This window comes from Streptomyces hyderabadensis, from assembly GCF_020404845.1.
GTDB classification, from domain to species: domain Bacteria; phylum Actinomycetota; class Actinomycetes; order Streptomycetales; family Streptomycetaceae; genus Streptomyces; species Streptomyces hyderabadensis.
Genome location: NZ_JAIOJZ010000005.1, coordinates 16,654 through 36,269, shown reverse-complemented (window position 1 = coordinate 36,269; position 19,616 = coordinate 16,654). Strand labels below are relative to the sequence as shown.

The following is a 19,616-nucleotide window of genomic DNA, read 5'->3' as shown; positions in this document are numbered from 1 at the left end:
GCCGACGCGATGTCCGATTTCCGCCAGCCCGGTCCGCCGGGCCGGCGGAGACTGGACTGCGTGACACCACAGACAGTGCGGACAACGGAGCACGCGGACGCGCCCGAGGACGTCCGGTACGAGGCCGTGCGGAGCCGGGACGCCCGGTTCGACGGCGCGTTCTTCTTCGCCGTCGAGACCACCGGCATCTACTGCCGGCCCAGCTGCCCCGCGGTCACACCGAAGCGGCGCAACGTGCGGTTCTTCGCGACGGCCGCCGCCGCGCAGGGCTCGGGCTTCCGGGCCTGCCGGCGGTGCCGTCCCGACGCCGTGCCGGGCTCCGCGGACTGGAACGTCCGCGCCGACGTCGTCGGCCGGGCCATGCGGCTGATCGGCGACGGCGTCGTCGACCGCGAGGGCGTCGCCGGACTCGCCGTCCGGCTCGGCTACAGCGCCCGCCAGGTGCAGCGGCAGCTCACCGCCGAGGTGGGCGCCGGGCCCGTGGCCCTGGCCCGCGCGCAGCGGGCGCACACCGCACGCGTCCTGCTGCAGACCACCGGCCTGCCGGTCACCGAGATCGCCTTCGCCTCGGGTTTCGCCAGCGTGCGGCAGTTCAACGACACCATCCGGGCCGTGTACGCGGCCACCCCCAGCGAGCTGCGCGCCGCCGCCCCGGCCCGCGACCGGGCCGCCCGGCGCGCGGCCACCCCCTCGGCCGGTGTGCCGCTGCGGCTCGCCCACCGCGGGCCCTACCAGCACGGGTCCGTCTTCGACCTGCTCCAGCGGGAGGCCGTCGCGGGCGTCGAGGAGGTGAGCGGCGAGAGGGGCCGCCGCGTCTACCGGCGCACCCTGCGCCTGCCGTACGGCACCGGGATCGTCGCCGTCCAGGAGCGACCGGGGCGGCCGGGAGGGCCCGGCGGGCCGGGCACCGGCGGCGGGGGCTGGCTGGAGGCCCGCCTCCACCTGACCGACCTGCGCGACCTGACCACCTCCGTGCAGCGGCTGCGGCGGCTGTTCGACCTCGACGCCGACCCGTACGCCGTCGACGAGCGGCTCGGCGCCGATCCCCGGCTCGCCCCGCTGGTCGCCGCCCGCCCCGGGCTGCGCTCACCGGGCACCGCCGACCCCGGCGAACTGGCGGTGCGGGCCCTGGTGGGGCGCGCGGAGGCGGAGCGGTTCGTCCAGCGGTACGGCAAGGCGCTCGACGCGCCCTGCGGCACCCTCACCCATCTCTTCCCCGAACCGGCCGTCCTGGCCGAGGCAGTGCCGGAGGGCACCCCGGGCGCGCTCGCCGCCGCCCTCGCCGACGGCACCGTCCGCCTGGACCCGGGCGCCGACCGGGACGAGGCCGAGCGCGCCCTGCTCGCCGTACCCGGGCTGGACGCCCGTACCGTCGCCGTCGTGCGCACCCGCGCCCTCGGCGACCCCGACGTCGCCCCGCCGGGCGCCGCCGTCCCCGACACCTGGCGCCCCTGGCGCTCGTACGCAATGAACCACCTGCGCGCAGCAGGAGAGTGGGAGAACGACCGATGACCACCACGACGGACATGACGTACTGGTACGAGGTGGACAGCCCCGTCGGGCGGCTGCTCCTCACCGCCGCCTTTGACGGCACCCTCACCTCCCTCTCGGTACCCGGGCAGAAGGGCGGCCGGAGCGTCCGGGACGGGTGGCGGCACGACGCCGGGCCCTTCCGGGCGGCCGAGGAGCAGCTCGGCGCCTACTTCGCCGGGGAGCTGACGGAGTTCCGGCTGCCGCTGCGCGCCGAGGGCACCGCCTTCCGGGAGCGGGTGTGGGCCGCCCTGGACGACGTGCCCTACGGCGCGACGACGACGTACGGCGAGATCGCCGCGCGCATCGGGGCCTCGCGACCGGCGGTACGCGCCGTCGGGGGCGCGATCGGCGCGAATCCGCTGCTGATCCTGCGCCCCTGCCACCGGGTGATCGGCGCCGACGGCTCCCTGACCGGGTACGCGGGCGGACTGGAGCGCAAGACGCGGCTGCTGGCGCTGGAGGGCGCGCCGGTCAGCCGGCCAGCACCGCTCCCAGCCACGCCCCGGTGATCAGCAGGCAGGCGAACAGCTCGGTCAGCAGATCGGCGCCGCCGTGGCGCATCGCCGTCCGCAGCGACGCCATCGCCTCGCCGTGCCGCCCCAGCCGCAGCCGCTCGGCGAGGTAGATGCCGCCCATGAACCCGGGGATCGCGCCGAGCACGGGGACGAGGACGAAGCCGAGCACGGCGCCGGCGCCCGCGTAGGCCGTCAGCCTGCGCATCGCCTCGTCGCGGCGTCTCCTGCGGGTCGGCAGCGCCCAGCGCACCGCCCGGGACAGCAGCAGCACGACGGTGGAGCCGACCAGGACCGCCCACGCGAGCGGCTGCGGATCCTTCAGCGCCCACCACAGGACCCCGGCCCACACCAGCCACGACCCGGGCACGCCGGGCAGCAGGACGCCGCACAGCCCGAGCAGAATGACCAGGCCGGTCAGCAGGAGGTCCCACGCTCCCATCTGTCCAGGGTGCAGGAGTCGGGCCCGGTCCGCAGAAGTCCGGTGCGGCCGGTGGCCGGGGCGGGGCCCCGGTCAGTGCTTTCTGGCCACCCAGTCCCTTTCGTACGCGTGCCAGCCCAGCTGGAGCCGGGTGGTGACCCCGGTCAGCTCCATCAGGCGCTTCACCCGCCGCTGCACCGTGCGCAGGCCCAGGTCGAGCTGCTTGGCGACGCTCGCGTCGGTCAGTCCGGCGAGCAGCAGGGAGAGGATCTCCAGGTCGGTGCCGTCCGGGGCGTCCGGGCCGTGCTCGGTCACGCCGGAGGCGCCCAGCCGCAGCGGGAGGGCGTCCCGCCACACCGCCTCGAACAGCCCGGACAGCAGTTCCAGCAGGCCGCTGGCGTGCACCACCAGCGCGGCGGGCTCCGAGGAGTGCGCGGTCAGCGGCACCAGGGCGAGGGAGCGGTCGGCGACGACCAGCTTGGTCGGCACCCGGTCCACGACCCTGACCTGTTCGTCCCGGCCCAGCGCGGCGGTCAGCTCGGTGATGCCGGTCGGCAGGTCGAGGACCGACCGCTCGACCACCACGCGGTAGCGGACCCCGCGCCCGGTGGCCTGCTCCTCCGCGTCGTTCTCCATGCCGGTCACCGCGACCGGCTTGTCGGTGACCAGTGCGCACACCTCTTCGGTCGCGCCGAGCTGGAGCTGGAGGAAGCGCTGGGCGACGGCCGCGGCGCCGGTCACCACCTCCACCAGGTCGTGCACCGCGGGCTCGGCCGCCGCCGCGCGGTACTCCTCCGCGAGCAGCGCCGCGGCCAGCTCCGCCCGCTCCAGCTCGTGCCGCTGCTGGGTGAGCAGGGCGCCCAGCGCGACGCCCGGCGGGGCCGCGACCCAGCGACCCGGGCGGGCCGAGGACTGGGCGGCGAGTCCGTTCTGCTCCAGGCGGCGCAGCGCGCGCTCGGTGTCCCGCTCGCCGAGTGCCAGCCGCCGCGCCAGATCGGGCACGTCGGCCGCGCCCACCGCCACCAGCGCCCGGTAGGCCGCCTCGTGCGTGTCCTCCAGCCCCAGCACTCCCAGCATCAGGCGTCGCCCCTCCCCGAGAACCATGATCATCACCAGCGGGCCAGGACGTCCATGGCGGAAAACGGCCACGGCGTAAACCCGCCTCCGGACATCATCGCCGTACCGCCGGTCACTCTGCCAAGGTGGCGTCGCCGAGCGGTCCTCCCGTGGGGGGTGGGGCCGCTCGGCCACCCCACCTCGGAGAACCGTTCGACGCGTCCCCCGACACGCCGCCCGGCGCGCGCCGGACCGCCCGAATTTTCCGATGCCCCGTTTTCATCCGGCTCCGTCGGTGGACAATCAGGAGCATGAGTCAGCAGGGGGGAAGGCCCACCGGTCCCGCCGGTCCCACCGGTCCTGAGGACGACTGGTGGGGGCAGCTGTACGACGACTCCGCCGACGACACCGGCCCCACGGCCGCACCCGATTCCCTGGACGACCGCTTCGCCTCGGCGTCGGGCACGGTGTCCCGCCCACCGGCCCCCGGCGCTGCGACGACCCCGCCCCCGCCGGACCGGGGCCCGGGCGCCGCGCCGAACCCGCCCCCGCCGGATTCCGCCGCCCCGCCCGAACCGGGACGGCCCTGGTGGTCGAGGACCGCACCCCCAGCCGTCCCCGGCCCCCGCACCCCGCCCGGCGACGCCTCAGCGGAGCCCGCGGACCCACCGAGGAGCGGTGACTACGGCCCGCCGGGCAGCGACCCCTCGACCCCCGAGCCACCCTCCGCCCCCGAAGCCTCCTCGCGCACCGACGACACCCCGCCCGGGAGTGCCCCCTCCGGCCCCCCGGCCCCACCACCCGCCGAGGACGACACCCCGCCCCGCAACAGCCCGCCGCGTCCTGCGGGTCCGCCCGCGCCGAGGGCTCCTTGGGAGCCGCCGTCCGCGACACCGACCGGTCCGGTGAGCTTCCCGGCGGGGTCCGGGGAGGCGTCGTCGGGGGGTCCGCGGGGGGTGACCACCTCGGGGACCGGGGCCGCGGACCTCAGTGAGCCGCCCGAAGCGGGACCGCCGCCACGCACCTTGGTCGACCTGCCCCCGCTCCCGCCGCAGTTCCTCCCCACGCCGGACGGCGACGACCGCGGCTACGTCGGCAGCGGACCGCCCACCTACGACGCCGAGCCGACCGCGCTGCCGCCCGCCGACCCCGACGGCCTCGACGGGCTGGTCCCGGACACCGTGCTGGAGGGCGCCCGGTACGGGACCTGCACGCTGCGCGCCGTCTCCGTGCGCGGGGACTCCGCGCGCTACCGGGGCGAGCCGCGGCGCGACGCGCTGCTCGTCGCCCGCTTCGGCGCCGGTGAGCACGCCCTGGTCCTGGTGGCCATGGCGACCGGCGCCCGCGCCACCGCCGGGGCGCACCGGGCGGCGGCCGAGGTGTGCCGGTGGATCGGGCGGGCCGTGGGCCGCAGCCACGCCCGGCTCGCCGAGGACCTGCGGGCCGCTCGCCGCGGCGACCTGAAGTCCGGCCTGCACCGCCTCACCGACCGCAGCCTCGGCCGGCTCCGGGCCGGTGCCGCCGAACAGGGTCTCGCCCCGGACGAGTACGCGGCCACCCTGCGCTGCCTGCTGCTGCCCGCCGACCCCGAGTGCCGAACCCGGGTGTTCTTCGGCGTCGGCGCGGGCGGGCTGCTCCGGCTGCGCGACGGCACCTGGCAGGACATGGAGCCGGACGCCGGTGAGGTCACCGGCGCTCCGGTCCTCGGCTTCGGCTCCGCGCCCAACGACGCGCCGGCCGAGACGCCCGACGGCGACCGGCTCACCATGGACCTCGGCATCACCACGCCGCCGGGCCCGTACGACGGCCCGCCCGCCGAGCCGCCCCGCGAGCCCTTCCGCTTCCGGGCCTCCGTAGCCCGCCCGGGTGACGTGCTCCTGATGTGCACCGCGGGCCTCGCCGAGCCGCTGCTGAGCGAGCCCGAGCTGGGCGAACTCCTCGCGCGGCGATGGACGGGCCGCCCGGCGCCCGGGCTGGGGGAGTTCCTCGCCGACAGCGGCGTACGGGTCAAGGGATACGCGGACGACCGTACGGCCGCCGCCGTTTGGGAGGCGTGAGACCGCTCGCTGTGGCATAGCTGGAGCCATGGCCAAACAGAACGTCGCGGAACAGTTCGTCGACATCCTCACCCGCGCCGGGGTCGAGCGCCTCTACGGAGTCGTCGGGGACAGCCTCAACCCGATCGTGGACGCCGTGCGCCGCCACTCCGGCATCGAATGGGTGCACGTCCGGCACGAGGAGACCGCCGCCTTCGCCGCCGGCGCGGAGGCGCAGATCACCGGGAAGCTGGCCGCGTGCGCCGGCTCCTGCGGCCCCGGCAACCTCCACCTCATCAACGGGCTCTACGACGCCCACCGCTCCATGGCCCCCGTCCTCGCCCTCGCCTCCCAGATCCCGTCCAGCGAGATCGGCCTCGGCTTCTTCCAGGAGACCCACCCCGACCAGCTGTTCCGCGAGTGCAGCCACTACAGCGAGCTGATCTCCAGCCCGAAGCAGATGCCCCGGCTGCTGCAGACCGCCATCCAGCACGCCGTCGGCCAGGGCGGCGTCAGCGTCGTCTCGCTGCCCGGCGACATCGCGGACGAGCCCGCCCCGCAGGGGGCCGCCGAGACGGCCCTCGTCACCTCCCGGCCCACCGTCCGCCCCGGCGACGAGGAGATCGACCGGCTGGTGCGGATGATCGACGACGCCGACAAGGTCACCCTGTTCTGCGGCAGCGGCACCGCGGGCGCGCACGCCGAGGTCATGGAGTTCGCCGGGAAGCTCAAGGCACCGGTGGGGCACGCCCTGCGGGGCAAGGAGTTCATCCAGTACGACAACCCCTACGACGTCGGCATGAGCGGGCTGCTCGGCTACGGCGCCGCCTACGAGGCCACCCACGAGTGCGACCTGCTGCTCCTGATCGGCACCGACTTCCCGTACAACGCCTTCCTGCCGAACGACGTGAAGATCGCCCAGATCGACGTCCGGCCCGAGCACCTGGGCCGGCGTTCCAAGCTCGACCTCGCGGTGTGGGGCGACGCGCGGGAGACGCTGCGCTGCCTGATCCCGCGGGTGAAGGAGAAGAAGAGCCGCCGCTTCCTCGACCGGATGCTGAAGAAGCACGCGGACGCGCTGGAGGGCGTCGTCAAGGCGTACACCCGCAAGGTCGACAAGCACGTCCCGATCCATCCCGAGTACGTGGCCGCCATGCTGGACGAGATGGCCGACGACGACGCGGTGTTCACCGTCGACACCGGGATGTGCAACGTCTGGGCGGCCCGCTACATCTCGCCCAACGGCCGCCGCCGCATCATCGGTTCCTTCTCGCACGGCTCGATGGCGAACGCGCTGCCGATGGCGATCGGCGCCCAGTTCACCGACCGGCGCCGGCAGGTCGTGTCGATGTCCGGCGACGGCGGGTTCACCATGCTGATGGGCGACTTCCTCACCCTCGTGCAGCACGACCTGCCGGTGAAGGTCGTCCTCTTCAACAACTCCTCGCTGGGCATGGTGGAGTTGGAGATGCTCGTCGCGGGACTGCCCTCGCACGGCGTGGCCAACAAGAACCCCGACTTCGCCGCCGTCGCCGAGGCCTGCGGTGTCTTCGGCGTACGGGTGGAGAAGCCCAAGGACCTGGCCGGGGCGCTGAAGGCGGCGTTCAAGCACAAGGGGCCCGCCCTCGTCGACGTCGTCACCGACCCCAACGCCCTGTCCATCCCGCCGAAGATCAGCGCCGACATGGTCACCGGCTTCGCCCTGTCCGCCTCGAAGATCGTCCTGGACGGCGGCGTCGGGCGCATGGTGCAGATGGCCCGTTCCAACCTGCGCAACGTCCCCCGGCCGTGACCGCTCCGGCAGCCGGTCCGAAACCGGATGACTGCCGGGGGCCCGAACGGGCAAGGCTTTCTCCGTGAAGATGTTCGACCGGAGCGGGACAGACGGGGGGAGCCGACATCAGCGCGCCGACGGGGGACATGAAGGAGCAGACGGTGCCACAGCTCAGGCGGCGGCTCGGCCGGGCGGATCTGCGGGCGGTGCCCGAGGCCCGGCGGGCGCTGCGTGAGCTGCTGAGCCACTGGGGCGGGCCCGGGCAGTCGGAGGTCGCCGAACTGCTCACCAGCGAGCTGGTCACCAACGCGCTCGTGCACACCGAGGAGGGCGCCGTCCTGACCGCGACGGTCGGGCCGCGGGCCCTGCGGGTGGAGGTACGGGACTTCGCGGGCCGCGGACCGCGGCCCCGGCCGCGCCCACCGCAGGGGGAGGAGAGCACCAACGGCAGAGGGCTGGTCCTGGTCGAGTCGCTCGCCGACGACTGGGGCGTCCGGCCCTGCGGGGCGGGCAAGTCGGTCTGGTTCGAACTGGGCGTGGCAGCGGATGCGGATGCCGACGCGGAAGCGGCCTGAGGCGCCGGGGGCACCGGCGCCTCAGCTCATCCGTTCTCCGGGTTCGGCGCGTTCACCGCGCTCAGCGCGTTCTTCCTAGCCGAACTGCTGCTCCAGGTCCTTGAGCTTGCGCTCCAGGGAGTCCAGACGGGGCAGCGCCTGGGTGTCGTCCTCCGCGGTGAGGTCCACGGTCTCCACGGTCAGCTGCTCAGACCCGCTCCGCACGGGCTGCAGCGAGGGGCGCCGGGTTCCTGCGGGCAGTTGCTCCGGGGCCGATATGGCAGGCTCCGCGGTGGCGCGTTCCGAGCCCCGCTCGACCTGCTGCACCTCGACCTCGACCTGGCGCCCGCCGCGGCCCGGGAAGCCGCGGTGGCCGTGGCCCCGGCTGATCGCCTTGAGCTGCGCCCGCTCCAGCCGCTCCTGCTCGCGGCGCCGCAGCTTCTTCTCCTCCTTCTGGCGCCGGTCGTCGCGCACCTCCTCGACCGCCTCGTCCAGGCTGCGCACGCCCTCCAGGAGCATCAGCGACCAGGCGCGGTACGTCTCCCGGGGCGCGCGCAGCCAGCGGACCATGCGGATCTGCGGCAGCGGACGCGGCACCAGGCCCTGCTCGCGCAGCGCGGCCCGGCGGGTCTGCTTCAGGGCGCGGTCGAACAGCACCGCGGCCGACAGGGACATGCCCGCGAAGAAGTGCGGGGCGCCCGCGTGACCCAGACCGCGCGGCGCGTGCACCCAGTTGAACCAGGCCGCGGCGAAGGCGAAGGCCCACACGAGTATCCGCGAGCCGAGCGCCGCGTCGCCGTGGCTGGCCTCGCGCACCGCGAGGACGGAGCAGAACATCGCCGCGCCGTCGAGCCCGAACGGCACCAGGTACTGCCAGCCGCCGCTCAGGCCGAGGTTCTGCTCGCCGAAGCCGACCAGACCGTGGAAGGAGAGCGCCGCGGCGACCGCCGCACAGCAGAAGAGCAGGACGTAGGAGAAGGTGCCGTAGAGGGCCTCCTTGCGCCGGCGGCGCTCCTCCATCCGCTCCCAGGAGTCGTCCGCGCCCGCGTCCTTCCCCGAGGAACGCTTGCCGCGCGCGAGCACCGCCACCGCCGCCAGCATGCCCAGGAGCAGCACGGCGCCCGGAAGCAGCCAGTTCAGCGATATGTCGGTCAATCTCATCAGGGGTCCCTTGCAGTGGGATAGGGCGTAACGCCCGCCATGGTGGCCCAAACCCAGCGGCCCTCAGGGGGTTTCGGGGCAAGAGGCCGCCAAGGGATGCAGAGGGGGTGCCCAGGACGGCGATCTGCTCGAACTGCCGCTTGAGGGGCGGGAGTTGAGTTCGAATAAGACTACCCGTACGAGTGGTTCCACGGAAAGTTCCCGCGAAGTGTGCGGGAGTTGTGGAACGACGCCGGTGATCTTAGCCGACGGTCAGTCAGCCCGCCGCGGCGAGCAGCTTGCCGACGCGGTCCGCGTCGCAGGTCCGCGGGCAGGTGGCACAGGTGTCCTCGGGGCGCAGGGTGTAGAACATGCAGCAGCTCGCCCGGTCCCGGGTGTGCAGCGGTCGGCCGTCCGGCCCCTTCAGCTCGCGGAACGCGGCGTCGCCGACGTACGGCTTGGTCGCGCCCGGCAGCAGCAGCTCCAGCTCGTGCCGCGCCCGCTCCTGCTCGTCGAGCAGATGGGCGACGTACCACAGGCCCTCGACGACCTCGTCGGTCGCCATGCCCCACAGGGCGCGTCCGCGGCGCCGCATCCGGGGGCCGAATCCGGCCAGCACCGGCTCCAGGTGCTCGGCGACCGCGGCCCGCACCTCGGCGCGCAGCGCCTCCTCGTCGGCGACCACCCGGGCGCCGGGCAGACCGGCGGCGGGGTCGCCGGGGAGGCAGGCGAACGAGGCGGCACGCACGGCCATCCGGCCCAGCGGGAGCCCGGCGGCCGTGCGGTCGTAGGCCACGTGGGCCGCGGGGTGGCGGGGCACCCGGCGGTGCAGGAACCACGGCACGGTGATCAGCAGGCAGGCGGGCCAGGCGTACCGGTGCAGGCCGAAGCTCGCGATCACGTCCGGCCGGGCCCGCTGTCCGTAGTCCCGCAGCACCTGGGCCTCGTCCCAGGCGAGGAACGCCGCCAGCTCGGTCCCGCCCGCGGCGAGCGCGGCGGCCGTGACCCAGCCGTCGCCGCTCGGCACCTCGTCGGCCCCGGTCAGCTCGGTGACGCCCAGCCCGGGGAGGACCTCGGACAGGCGCGTGTAGGCGTCCGTGAGGGCCGTAGGGGCGACAGGCATGGCGGGACCACCGATCCGCGTCGGGACAACGGGCTGCTTAAAGGTAAGCCTTACCTTACCCGGGATCCTTGGGATTTGAACTGACGGCCCCTGCGCTTATGGTGCTTGACGGACAGGTGACAACCCGCCGTAATGACCCCAAGTACCGACACGTCCCGCAGGAGGACCCGTGAAGCACAGCGCGCAGGGCGCCGCAGGAACGGGTGCGGGTGCGGGTGCGCATGCCGGTGCCGGGCGGGTCCGTACCGCCGGCCCGGTGCGGATCCCGGTGCAGCCGGGAGCGGCGGACCGGGCGCGGGACCGGGCGCCCGGCGGCGGGGAGCCGGACGGCGCGGCGCGCGGCGAGCACACCCACGGCGAACCGCCGGTGCCCCGCCCGCGGACCCTCGTCCGGCGTTCCTCCGTGCGCGGGCAGATCCTCGACGCCCTGCGTTCCGCGCTGGCCAGCGGTGAGCTGCGGCCCGGCGGGGTCTACTCGGCGCCGGTGCTCGGCGAGCGGTTCGGCGTCTCGGCCACTCCGGTACGGGAGGCGATGCAGCAGCTCGCCCTGGAGGGCGCCGTCGAGGTCGTTCCCAACCGGGGCTTCCGCGTCGTCGAGCGCGGCGACCGCGAGCTGGCCGAGCTGGCCGAGGTCCGGGCCCTGATCGAGGCCCCGGTGTGGATCCGGCTGAGCCGCACGGTGCCCGCGGAGCGCTGGGCGGAGCTGCGCCCCCTCGCCGAGGCCACCGTCCGGGCCGCGTCCTCCGGCTGCCCGGCCACCTACGCCGAGGCCGACCGCGCCTTCCACCGCGCGGTGCTCGCGCTGGCCGGCAACGAACAGCTCGTCCGGATCGCCGGTGACGTGCACCGCCGCGCCCAGTGGCCGCCGGCCGGCTCGCCCTCGGTGCGCGGGCGCGCCGACCTGGTCGCCGACGCCCACGAGCACACGGCCCTCCTGGACGCGCTGATCGCCGGCGACGCGGACGCGGTCCGGACCCTGATCGACGACCACTTCACGGCCGGTCACTGAAGGTCCTGGCCGCGGGCACCCCGTCCGGTTGGGGCGCCCGCGGCACGGGGTTTCGGGCGTTCGGGCGCTACGGGACCTCCTGCCGTTCCGTGCGGGGCGCGGGCGGCTGCTTGCCGGGCTCCGCCGGGCCGCGCCTCCCGCCGTCCCCGCGGCGTGCGGGGCGGGGCCCGGTGCCGCGGTGGTGCAGCTCGATGGCCAGCGGGGAGGCGGTGAAGACCGAGGAGTACGTGCCGACGCCGACGCCGATCAGCAGCGCCAGCGCGAAGTCGGTCAGGGAGTCGTCGGCCAGGACCGCCAGCGAGGCGAGGATGAGCACCGCGCCCATGCCCGTGTTGACCGTGCGCGGCAGGGTCTGCAGGATCGCGTCGTTGGTGAGCCGGTCGAACGGCGTCTTGCGCTCCTTGCCCAGCAGTTCCCGCACGCGGTCGAAGAGGACCACCGAGTCGTTGACCGAGTAGCCGATCACGGTCAGCAGCGCCGCCAGGAACACCCCGTCGATCGGCTTGCCCAGCCAGGCGAACACCCCCACCAGGATGACCACGTCGTGGGCGAGCGCACCGACCGCGGCGGTGCCGAACAGCGGGCGGAACCGGACCGCCAGGTACGCCAGCTGGGCGGCCAGGGCCAGGCCCAGGGCGATCAGGGCGTCCCGGCGCAGCTCCTCGCCGAGGCTCGGGCCGATCAGCTCGTCGCGGACCTTCTCCGTCTCGCCGCCCAGCTCGGCGACCGCCTCCGTGACGGTCGCCGCCTCCGCGTCGGTCAGCTCCTCCGTGCGCACCGTGAGGTCGCCGTCGCCCGAGGACTGGACCACGGCACGCGGGAAGCCCGCGTCGGCGAGGGCGTCCCGGGCCCGGTCGGGATCGACCTGCGTGGCGGTGGAGTACTCGATCAGCCGGCCGCCGGTGAACTCGATGCCGAAGTTCAGACCGCGCACCAGGATCCCGGAGCCCGCCACCACCAGCACGACCAGCGAGGCCGCCAGCCAGCGGCGCGGCCGGCGCATCAGGAACGGGTTGCGGCGCAGCAGGGCGTCACGGACCGGGCCGGTGGAGGAGATGCCGGTGATGCGCGGGCGGCGGAAGACCGCCGGGCGGCTCGCGGCGAACTCGGCGAGCACCCGCGTGATCACCAGGGCGCTGACCATCGACGCCAGCACACCGATGCCGAGGGTGACGCCGAAGCCCTTCACCGGGCCCGAGGCCAGGAAGAACAGCAGGGCGGCCGCGATCAGCGTGGTGATGTTGGAGTCGGCGATCGCGCTGAACGCGCTGCGGAAACCGGCGGTCAGCGCCGACCGCGTGCTCGGCCGGGTACGGGCCGCCTGTTCCTCGCGGGCCCGTTCGAAGACGAGGACGTTGGCGTCCACCGCCATGCCGATGGCCAGGACGAAACCGGCGAGGCCCGGCAGCGTCAGGGTCGCGCCGACCGCGGCCAGGGCGGCGTAGGAGATCAGGCCGTAGCAGAGCAGGGCGACGGTCGCCAGGGCGCCCATCAGCCGGTAGACGACGATGATGAACAGCGCGGTCAGCGCGGTGCCGATGACGGCGGCCCAGGCACCGGCCGAGATGGCCTCGTCGCCCAGGGTGGCGCCGATGGTGCGCTGCTCGATCGTCTCGACCGGCACCGGCAGGGCGCCGCCCTTGATGAGCAGGGCCAGTTCGCGGGCCTCGGCGTCGTCGAAGGAACCGGTGATCTGCGTGGAGCCACCGGTGATGCCCGCCCCGCAGGACACCGAGGGGTCGACCTGCGGCGAGGAGATGACCTTGTTGTCGAGCACGATGGCGACCCGGCGCTGGGGATCGCCCGCCGGGTGGCAGGCCGCCTCGCCGGTCACCCGGGCCCAGCGGTCGCTGCCCTCGTCCTTGAAGTCCACGGTGACGTGCCAGCCCGCGCCGCCCTGCTGGTCGAAGCGGGCGTCGGCGCCCTTGACGTCCTGCCCGGTCAGCGTGGCGTCCTTCAGCCGCAGCGACTGCCCGGACTCGTCCGGCAGGACCCGCTCGCCGTCCGCGCCGGACGCCTTCTCGTCCTTGCCCCCGGCCCCGTCACCGGCGTTCTCCGCCGGGCCGAGCACCGAGTGGACGCTGAGCTGCGCGGTGCGGCCCAGCACGTCGGCGGCCTTCTCCGGGTCCTGTACGCCGGGCAGCTCGACGACGACGCGGTTCTCGCCGGAGCGGACGATGGTCGGCTCGGCGACCCCGAGGGCGTCGATGCGGCCGCGCAGCACCTCCACGGTGCGGTCGGTGGCCTCCCGGTCGGCCTTGGTGGTGTCGGTGGACTTGGTCTCCAGCACGATCTGGGTGCCGCGGCGCAGGTCGAGCCCGAGGCGGACCGGCATGGTCAGGGCGATGGCCACGGACACGGCCAGCACGGCGAGCGCGACGAGCGCACGGACGTTCAGGGAGCGGGAACGCGTGCGGGAACCGGACCGCGAACGGGCGCGGGCCGCGGGACGGGTAGGGGCAGGGGGACGGGAGCGTTTCAACACGGGCCTCCGGCGGGCATGCCGCGGCGACGGCCGGCGCGGCCGCGGCGGAAGAAGGTGACGGGTGGTCGGGCGTGCGTCTCAGGTGCCGGAGGAGACGGGCGGCGCCCGGCCGCTGTCGTGCCGCGTGCGGCCGGGGGAGACCGGTACCGGACCGGCCGCGGCCGAGGTCCGTGCGTGCGCGCCGGGTGCGGTGCCCGCGGGGTGCGCGAGGGTGGCGCCGTGGTGGTCGGGTGCGGCCGGGCGCTCGTCCAGCTGGTCGTGGCGGGCCCGGGGCTGGGCGGCGCAGACCGGAGTGCAGCCGTCGTCCGCGTGGAGGTCGAGCGCCGGGTGGGGAACGGCGGTGGCGGCGGCCGCCGCGAGGGGACCGCCGGGACCCACCCGGGCCCCGGCCGCGGGCCAGGCCGGGACCAGCGGCAGCAGAACGGTCAGCAGCACCGTGAGCACCGTCGCGAGGCGGTGGCGCATGCGCCGTTCCCTTCCGTGGTGGGTGAGCGGGCCGGGGGAGCCCGTGGCTTCGGCCGGGGAGTGGGCGGCCGCAGCCACGGGCGGTTCGAGGGGCCGTCAGGGCTCGATGAGCCCGGCGCGGATGGCGTACCGGGTCAGCTCCAGGCGGTCGCGCAGGCCGAGCTTCTGCAGCAGGTTCGCCCGGTGCCGCTGGACGGTCTTGATGCTGATGAAGAGGATCTCGGCGATCTCCTTCGAGGAGTGGCCCTCGGCGACCAGCTTGAGCACCTCCTCCTCGCGCGGGGTGAGGATGTGGTCGGAGGTCTCCTCGCCGTGCCGCACCCGGTCGAGGTAGTTGCGGATCAGCGCCGTCACCGCGCCCGGATAGAGGAAGGGCTCGTCGCGCATCGCGGCCCGGCAGGCGGCCACCAGGTCCCGGTCGGCGACCGACTTGAGCACGTATCCGCAGGCGCCCGACTTCAGCGCCTGGAACAGGTACTGCTCGTTGTCGTGCATCGTCAGCATCAGGATGCGCAGCCCCGGTTTCAGCGCGGCCAGCTCGCGGGCCGCCTGGAGACCGGTGAGGCGGGGCATCGCGATGTCCAGCACCGCCAGGTCGGCCTCGTGGGCCCGCGCCATGTCGATGGCCTCCGCGCCGTCCCCGGCCTCCGCGACCACCTCCAGGTCCGGTTCCCGGTCGAGGATGAGGCGCACCCCGCGGCGCACCAGCGCGTGGTCGTCGGCCAGCAGGATGCGGATCTTCGAGGCGGCTGGCGCGGCGGACGCGAAGGACGCGGACGGCTCGGCGGACACGGAGGGGGCGGAGGACGCGGAGGAGGCGGCGGGCACGGAGGACCGGGACGGCTCGCGCGGCTCGTACTGGGACGACGGGTCGGACATGGTCGGGGCTACTTCCTGGGGAGGGGTGCGGTGAGCCGGATGCGGGTGCCGGCGCCGGGCGCCGACGTGATGTCGAGGGCGGCCCCGACGAGCAGGGCCCGCTCCCGCATGCCGCGGATGCCGGCGCCCTCGTGCGCCGCCTCGATGCCGCGGCCGTCGTCGGCGACGGTGAGCGTCACCGCGCCGTCGGCGTGGGACAGGCCCACCTCCAGGCGCTCGGCGTCCGCGTGGCGGGCGGCGTTGGTCAGGCTCTCCTGCGCCACCCGGTAGAGGACCAGTTCGGTCTCGTGGTCCAAGGCCGGCAGGTCGGCGTCGAAACGGCGCACCACCCGCAGACCGGTGTGGGTGGCGAAGTCGTGCGTCAGCGAGGACAGCGCGCTGATCAGGCCGAGGTCGTCCAGGACGCCGGGCCGCAGCCGGCGCACCAGGCGGCGGACCTCGTCCAGGCTCTCCCGGGTGATCTCCTGCGCCTGGTGCAGCTCGTCGCGCAGCGGCTCGTCGGCGTCGTCCGCCGCCCGCCCCAGGACCAGCAGGATCGCGGTCATGCTCTGCCCGACCTCGTCGTGCAGCTCCTGGGCGATACGGCGCCGCTCCGCCTCCTGGGCGAGCAGGACCCGGGCGCTGCTCGTGGCCCGCTCGTTCTCCAGGCGGTCCAGCATCGCGTTGAACGTGCGGATCAGCTCCGGGACCTCGCCGCCGCCGGACACCGGCAGCCGCTGGCCGGGGCGCAGCAGGTCGACGGTGGTCATCAGCCGGGTCAGCCGCTCCAGCGGTGCCAGCCCCCAGCGCAGCAGCGCGCCGTTGGCCACCAGCATGACGCCCATGCCGACCACGAGGACGACGGCCTCGGTCAGCAGGATCGGCACGGAGACGGTCACCGGGGCCCACAGCAGCAGCGCCGTGGCGAAGCCCAGCACCACCGCGTTGAGCCCGAAGATCCGCCAGAACAGGGACACCGGGGGTACGCCTCCTTCGGCGACGTGTCGACTTGGTACGCCTCTACTGTCGGTCATCGCGCACCCTCGGTGGGAGCTGCGGCCCAGGTAGCGACCGAGCAAGCGACCAGCGTCCCCCTCCGGGACCCGTCCGGTCGATGGGGCCCGACCCCCATTTCCGGCTCGCGGCACACCCATACGGCCGCCCCGGCGCACCGCGCAGTGGACTCCGCGTCCCCGGGCAAATGGGTCCTGCGCCCGATGGGTTTCCCGGAGCCGCGCGGCCAGGCTTGAGGACGACCGGGCCCGATCGGCCCGGCGCTCGGCATACCCGCAGAACCTTCCGAGAAAAGGACCACTCACCGTGTCGCTCGACGCCTCCCGCATCGAACCCCGCCCCGAGCGGCTGACCGCTCACGAGGCGCGCCAGCGCCTCGAACACGCCCGCAACACCCGCGTCACCCAACTGCAGGCCCTCGCCGAGAGCGGCCAGGCGGACGACCAGCTGATGTCCGCGCAGAAGGCCGCGATCGAGCGGGTGCTCAAGGAGATCGACGAGGCCTTCGCCCGGGTCGAGGACGGCACGTACGGCGCCTGCCTGGGCTGCGGCAAGCCCGTCCCGGGGGAGCGCCTGGAGATCCTTCCCTACACCCGGTACTGCGTCGCCTGCCAGCGCCGCGCCGCCGCCTGACCGCGCTCTTCCGTCACTCCTGCGTCCTTACTCGTCCCTCCCGCCCTGCCCAAGGGGTGAAGTGGTGAACAACCAGATCGTCCGCGACCGCGACACGTGTCCGTCGCCCCTGTCGCCCGAGGACCTCGCCGTGCTCCGGGACAACCTGCGCGAGCAGCGGCTGTTCCGCCAGGACCAGCTGCGGCAGATCGCGGGGGCCCCGGCCCGCCCCGACGAGCCGGCCGAGCGGCGGTGCGCCGCGCAGACCGAGGTCCGGGTCAAGCTGGCGGCCTCGGCGCGCATGGTGCTCGCCGACGTGGAAGCGGCGCTCGACCGCATCGCCGAGGGCCGGTACGGCCGTTGCCATCTGTGCCGGCGCGCCATCGACCGCGACCGACTGATGATCGTGCCGCAGGCCCGCTACTGCGCCCGCTGCCAGCAGGTGCGGGAGGCCGGACGATGACCCTGCTGCGACGGCCCCGCGCCGCCCTGTCCCGGCACCGGCCCTGGCCGCTGTGCCGGCAGTGCAGCGGCGTCGCCCTCGACATGGGCAGCGCCCGTACCCGCGCCTGGGTCGCCGGGCGGGGGATGATCCTCGACGTGCCGACGGTGACCTTCCCCGGCGCGGGCGCGGTGTACCCCATCCAGCGCGGGACGATCGTCGACACCCAGGGCACCGCCCGGATGCTCGACCGGCTGCTGGGCCACCGGCTGCCCCGCTTCGCCCGCCCGGTGGTCGTGGTCACCGCGCCGGTGCTGGACGGCCCGGCCTACCGGACCCGGGCCCGTGCGGCCGTGGAGGTGCTGCGCCCGCGCAGTGTGCTGACCGTTCCCCACGCGCGGGCGGTGGCCCTGGCGGCGGGCGCCGACCTGTCCCGGCCGCTGCTGGTGATGGACAGCGGTGCCCATCTCACGGAGGTGGTGCTCCTGGTGGACGGCGACGTCTTCGACGCCCGCCGCACCGCGCTGGGCACGGCGGACCTCGACGACGCGACCCCGGCCGCGCGGATCGGCGAGGCGCTGGCCGACATGACGACCTCGATGCTGCGGCAGGACAGCACGTCCCTCACGGTCGACGCGCTCACCCGGGGGCCGCTGCTGGCGGGCGGGGGCGCGCTGCGCCCCGAGGTCACCTGCCGGCTCGCCGACCGCCTGCACGTGCCGCTGCGCGCGGTGCCCGCACCGCACACGGCGGCCGTACGGGGCGCCGCCAAGCTCCTGGAGGCCGCGCACACCCACCCGTCCCCCACGGGCACGGACCCACCGGACGACCACCCGCACTGACCCGGCCCGCCCCCGGCACGCCGGAACCCGCCCCCACCCCGCTCGTACGGCCGACGCCCGCCCCCGGCGTCGGTCGTACACCCGCGCCCGCAGAGAGCCCCGTCCCCGCAGAGCCCGTCCCGCCGGAAGGAGGCAGGTCGTGTCCAGCGAGAGTCCGCAGGCCCAGCCGCCGTCCGCCGTTCCCGGGGCCGCCCCCGTACGGCATCCGTATCTCCTGCTGTGGCGGTGGCGGCGCAACCCGTTGCGGCGGCCGAGTGACCGGCTGGGGGCGTGGGTCTCGCTCGGGCTGGTGCTCGCCGTGCTGGTGGCCGCGCCGGCGGCGATGTGGGGGGTCGGCGACAGTGCCTACCGGCACTACCGGAGCACCGCCGAGCACGAAGCCCGCAGCCGGGACCACCGTCCCGCGGTGCTGACCCACGACGCCCCGCGCCATCCCGAACCGGGGTCGGACGAGGCGAAGAAGGCCCGCTACCCGGTCCCGGTCCGCTACACCGGCCCCGACGGGGTGAGCAGGACCGGGACCACCGAGGTCCGGCCGGGACTGGCGGCCGACAGCACCGTCCTGGTCTGGGTCGACGCGCAGGGCCGGCTCACCGAACCGCCGCTGACCGCGGAGCAGATCCGCAGCCGCACCATGGGCTGGGCCATCCTCGCCTTCCTGGGCGTGGTCCTCGCCGGCCTCGCGGCGCACGCCGCGACGGGTCTCGTGCTGCGCCGGCGCAACCTCGCCGGGTGGGACGCGGCCTGGGCCGACACGGCCCCGCGCTGGAGCCGGTACCCGTGACGCCCGCCCGGGCGCGGATGCCTCAGGCGGTCGCCGCGCCCGCCGCGGGCGGCGGCGTCAACTGCCGCGCCAGCCACGTCGGTACGCCCCCCAGCAGCCGGAACAGCCGCCGCGCCTCCTCCCGCAGCCGGGACGCCTCCGGCTCCGACTCGGCGTCCGCGAGCGAGGCCAGCGCCGGGGCCGTACCGACGAGGTAACCCAGCTCCTCTCGGATGCGCAGCGACTCGGCGAACCCGTGCCGCGCCTCGGCCAGTTCCCCCTCCCGCAGGGCGAGTCCGGCCAGATGCCGCCAGGTGAAGGAGAGCAGCAGCGGCTCGCCGTGCGCCGTCGCACCGGCGTGCGCCCGCCGGTACGCGGCGCGCGCGGCCTGCGGAGAGCGGGTCAGGTTCTCCGCGAGCAGCCCGCGCCGGAAGTCCAGCAGCGCCCGCGCCGCGGCCCCCGGCGCGATCAGCGCCGCCGCCCGGCCCAGCGCGGCCCGCGCCTCGTCGGCCCGGTCGCGCACCCCGTGCACCGTCGCGGCGTAGGCGAGCTGCCCCCGTTCGCAGGCGGCGGCCCCGCGCTCGTCGTCGCTGTGCGCCAGCGCCTCCGCGGTGCGCAGCGCGTCCTCGGCATCGGCCCAGCCCTGCTCCGTGTACAGGCACCGCTCCACCAGCAGCGCGGTCCGCTGCAAGGCGGTGTCCGCGGTGACCGGCTCCAGCAGGGCGGCCGCGTCGGCCCAGCAGCCGCGCGAGCGCAACCGCCATACCGCGGTCTGGAGCGGATCGTCACCTTCGGTCGTTCCCCAGCCAGAACCAGCCATGGCGGAATGCGCCACGTCGCCCTCCCCTTAGCACGCCATCGAGCTCTCGAGTGGTGGCCGCATCTCAGCACGGATCCGGCGGCCCGGCCAAGGGGATGGGTGAAACTTTTCACAAAGTCGTGGACTTCGTGCCGTGGAGGTTTGAAAGCGCCACGCG

The 19,616-nt window shown here is 75.0% G+C and carries 19 protein-coding genes; 10 read left to right on the top strand and 9 right to left on the bottom strand.

Going from position 1 to position 19,616, the window contains the following annotated elements; genetic code table 11:
- Positions 1-9: 9 nt before the first annotated feature.
- Both K7854_RS06005 and K7854_RS06000 read left to right on the top strand, forming a co-directional pair.
- Positions 10-1,512: a DNA-3-methyladenine glycosylase 2 family protein gene (locus K7854_RS06005; protein WP_264086975.1), complete on the top strand. Its 1,503-nt coding sequence runs from the start codon at positions 10-12 to the stop codon at positions 1,510-1,512.
- Positions 1,509-2,042: a methylated-DNA--[protein]-cysteine S-methyltransferase gene (locus K7854_RS06000; RefSeq protein ID WP_308112527.1), complete on the top strand. Its 534-nt coding sequence runs from the start codon at positions 1,509-1,511 to the stop codon at positions 2,040-2,042. The genes K7854_RS06005 and K7854_RS06000 overlap by 4 nt, the downstream gene beginning before the upstream one ends.
- Here K7854_RS06000 and K7854_RS05995 read toward each other — a convergent pair.
- The gene (locus K7854_RS05995; protein ID WP_226025297.1) at positions 2,005-2,487 is read right to left on the bottom strand and encodes a DUF456 domain-containing protein; all 483 of its coding nucleotides are present in this window, start codon (positions 2,485-2,487) and stop codon (positions 2,005-2,007) included. The two genes, K7854_RS06000 and K7854_RS05995, sit on opposite strands and share 38 nt — an antisense overlap.
- A gap of 72 nt (positions 2,488-2,559) precedes the next feature.
- Positions 2,560-3,543 carry a helix-turn-helix transcriptional regulator gene (locus tag K7854_RS05990; RefSeq protein WP_226025440.1) on the bottom strand — a complete coding sequence of 328 codons (984 nt, stop codon included), beginning with the start codon at positions 3,541-3,543 and terminating at the stop codon, positions 2,560-2,562.
- A 290-nt stretch (positions 3,544-3,833) separates the two neighbouring features.
- Here K7854_RS05990 and K7854_RS05985 point away from each other — a divergent pair, with 290 nt between their 5' ends.
- From K7854_RS05985 to K7854_RS05975, 3 genes are all read left to right on the top strand, one after another.
- Positions 3,834-5,579, top strand: a complete 1,746-nt coding sequence (locus K7854_RS05985; RefSeq protein ID WP_226025296.1) for a protein phosphatase 2C domain-containing protein — start codon at positions 3,834-3,836, stop codon at positions 5,577-5,579.
- Between the two features lie 28 nt (positions 5,580-5,607).
- Positions 5,608-7,350 (top strand): pyruvate dehydrogenase, encoded by a 1,743-nt coding sequence (locus K7854_RS05980; protein ID WP_226025295.1) that lies wholly within the window; start codon positions 5,608-5,610, stop codon positions 7,348-7,350.
- A gap of 128 nt (positions 7,351-7,478) precedes the next feature.
- Positions 7,479-7,907: an ATP-binding protein gene (locus tag K7854_RS05975; RefSeq protein WP_226025294.1), complete on the top strand. Its 429-nt coding sequence runs from the start codon at positions 7,479-7,481 to the stop codon at positions 7,905-7,907.
- A gap of 75 nt (positions 7,908-7,982) precedes the next feature.
- Here K7854_RS05975 and K7854_RS05970 read toward each other — a convergent pair whose 3' ends face one another.
- Positions 7,983-9,047: a DUF2637 domain-containing protein gene (locus K7854_RS05970; RefSeq protein ID WP_226025293.1), complete on the bottom strand. Its 1,065-nt coding sequence runs from the start codon at positions 9,045-9,047 to the stop codon at positions 7,983-7,985.
- Positions 9,048-9,303: 256 nt separating this feature from the next.
- On the bottom strand, positions 9,304-10,149 hold the full coding sequence (locus K7854_RS05965) for a (2Fe-2S)-binding protein (RefSeq protein ID WP_226025292.1): 846 nt from the start codon (positions 10,147-10,149) through the stop codon (positions 9,304-9,306).
- Between the two features lie 169 nt (positions 10,150-10,318).
- Between K7854_RS05965 and K7854_RS05960 the strand changes: the two genes are divergently transcribed.
- Positions 10,319-11,158 carry a GntR family transcriptional regulator gene (locus tag K7854_RS05960; RefSeq protein WP_226025291.1) on the top strand — a complete coding sequence of 280 codons (840 nt, stop codon included), beginning with the start codon at positions 10,319-10,321 and terminating at the stop codon, positions 11,156-11,158.
- 67 nt (positions 11,159-11,225) lie between these two features.
- Here the strand turns inward: K7854_RS05960 and secD are convergent, their stop codons facing one another.
- From secD to K7854_RS05940, 4 genes are all read right to left on the bottom strand, one after another.
- Entirely contained in the window at positions 11,226-13,640 is a 2,415-nt protein-coding gene (secD, locus tag K7854_RS05955; protein ID WP_372481002.1) for a protein translocase subunit SecD, read from the bottom strand.
- Positions 13,641-13,721: 81 nt separating this feature from the next.
- Positions 13,722-14,108, bottom strand: a complete 387-nt coding sequence (locus K7854_RS05950; RefSeq protein WP_226025290.1) for a hypothetical protein — start codon at positions 14,106-14,108, stop codon at positions 13,722-13,724.
- A 96-nt stretch (positions 14,109-14,204) separates the two neighbouring features.
- A complete protein-coding gene (locus tag K7854_RS05945; protein ID WP_226025289.1) occupies positions 14,205-14,987 on the bottom strand; it encodes a response regulator in 783 nt (260 codons plus the stop codon).
- Between the two features lie 8 nt (positions 14,988-14,995).
- The gene (locus tag K7854_RS05940; protein ID WP_226025288.1) at positions 14,996-15,943 is read right to left on the bottom strand and encodes a HAMP domain-containing sensor histidine kinase; all 948 of its coding nucleotides are present in this window, start codon (positions 15,941-15,943) and stop codon (positions 14,996-14,998) included.
- A gap of 343 nt (positions 15,944-16,286) precedes the next feature.
- Between K7854_RS05940 and K7854_RS05935 the strand changes: the two genes are divergently transcribed.
- The 4 genes from K7854_RS05935 (at position 16,287) to K7854_RS05920 (ending at position 18,660) form a co-directional block, all read left to right on the top strand.
- Positions 16,287-16,613, top strand: a complete 327-nt coding sequence (locus K7854_RS05935; protein ID WP_109029625.1) for a TraR/DksA C4-type zinc finger protein — start codon at positions 16,287-16,289, stop codon at positions 16,611-16,613.
- A gap of 61 nt (positions 16,614-16,674) precedes the next feature.
- A complete protein-coding gene (locus K7854_RS05930; RefSeq protein ID WP_226025287.1) occupies positions 16,675-17,055 on the top strand; it encodes a TraR/DksA family transcriptional regulator in 381 nt (126 codons plus the stop codon).
- Complete coding sequence (locus K7854_RS05925) at positions 17,052-17,876, top strand: rod shape-determining protein (RefSeq protein WP_226025286.1); 825 nt, start codon at positions 17,052-17,054, stop codon at positions 17,874-17,876. Before K7854_RS05930 ends, K7854_RS05925 begins: the two co-directional genes overlap by 4 nt.
- A gap of 139 nt (positions 17,877-18,015) precedes the next feature.
- Positions 18,016-18,660, top strand: coding sequence for an Rv1733c family protein (locus K7854_RS05920; protein ID WP_226025285.1), 645 nt, complete (start codon positions 18,016-18,018; stop codon positions 18,658-18,660).
- Between the two features lie 22 nt (positions 18,661-18,682).
- Here the strand turns inward: K7854_RS05920 and K7854_RS05915 are convergent, their stop codons facing one another.
- On the bottom strand, positions 18,683-19,474 hold the full coding sequence (locus tag K7854_RS05915; RefSeq protein WP_226025284.1) for a hypothetical protein: 792 nt from the start codon (positions 19,472-19,474) through the stop codon (positions 18,683-18,685).
- Between the last annotated feature and the right edge of the window lie 142 nt (positions 19,475-19,616).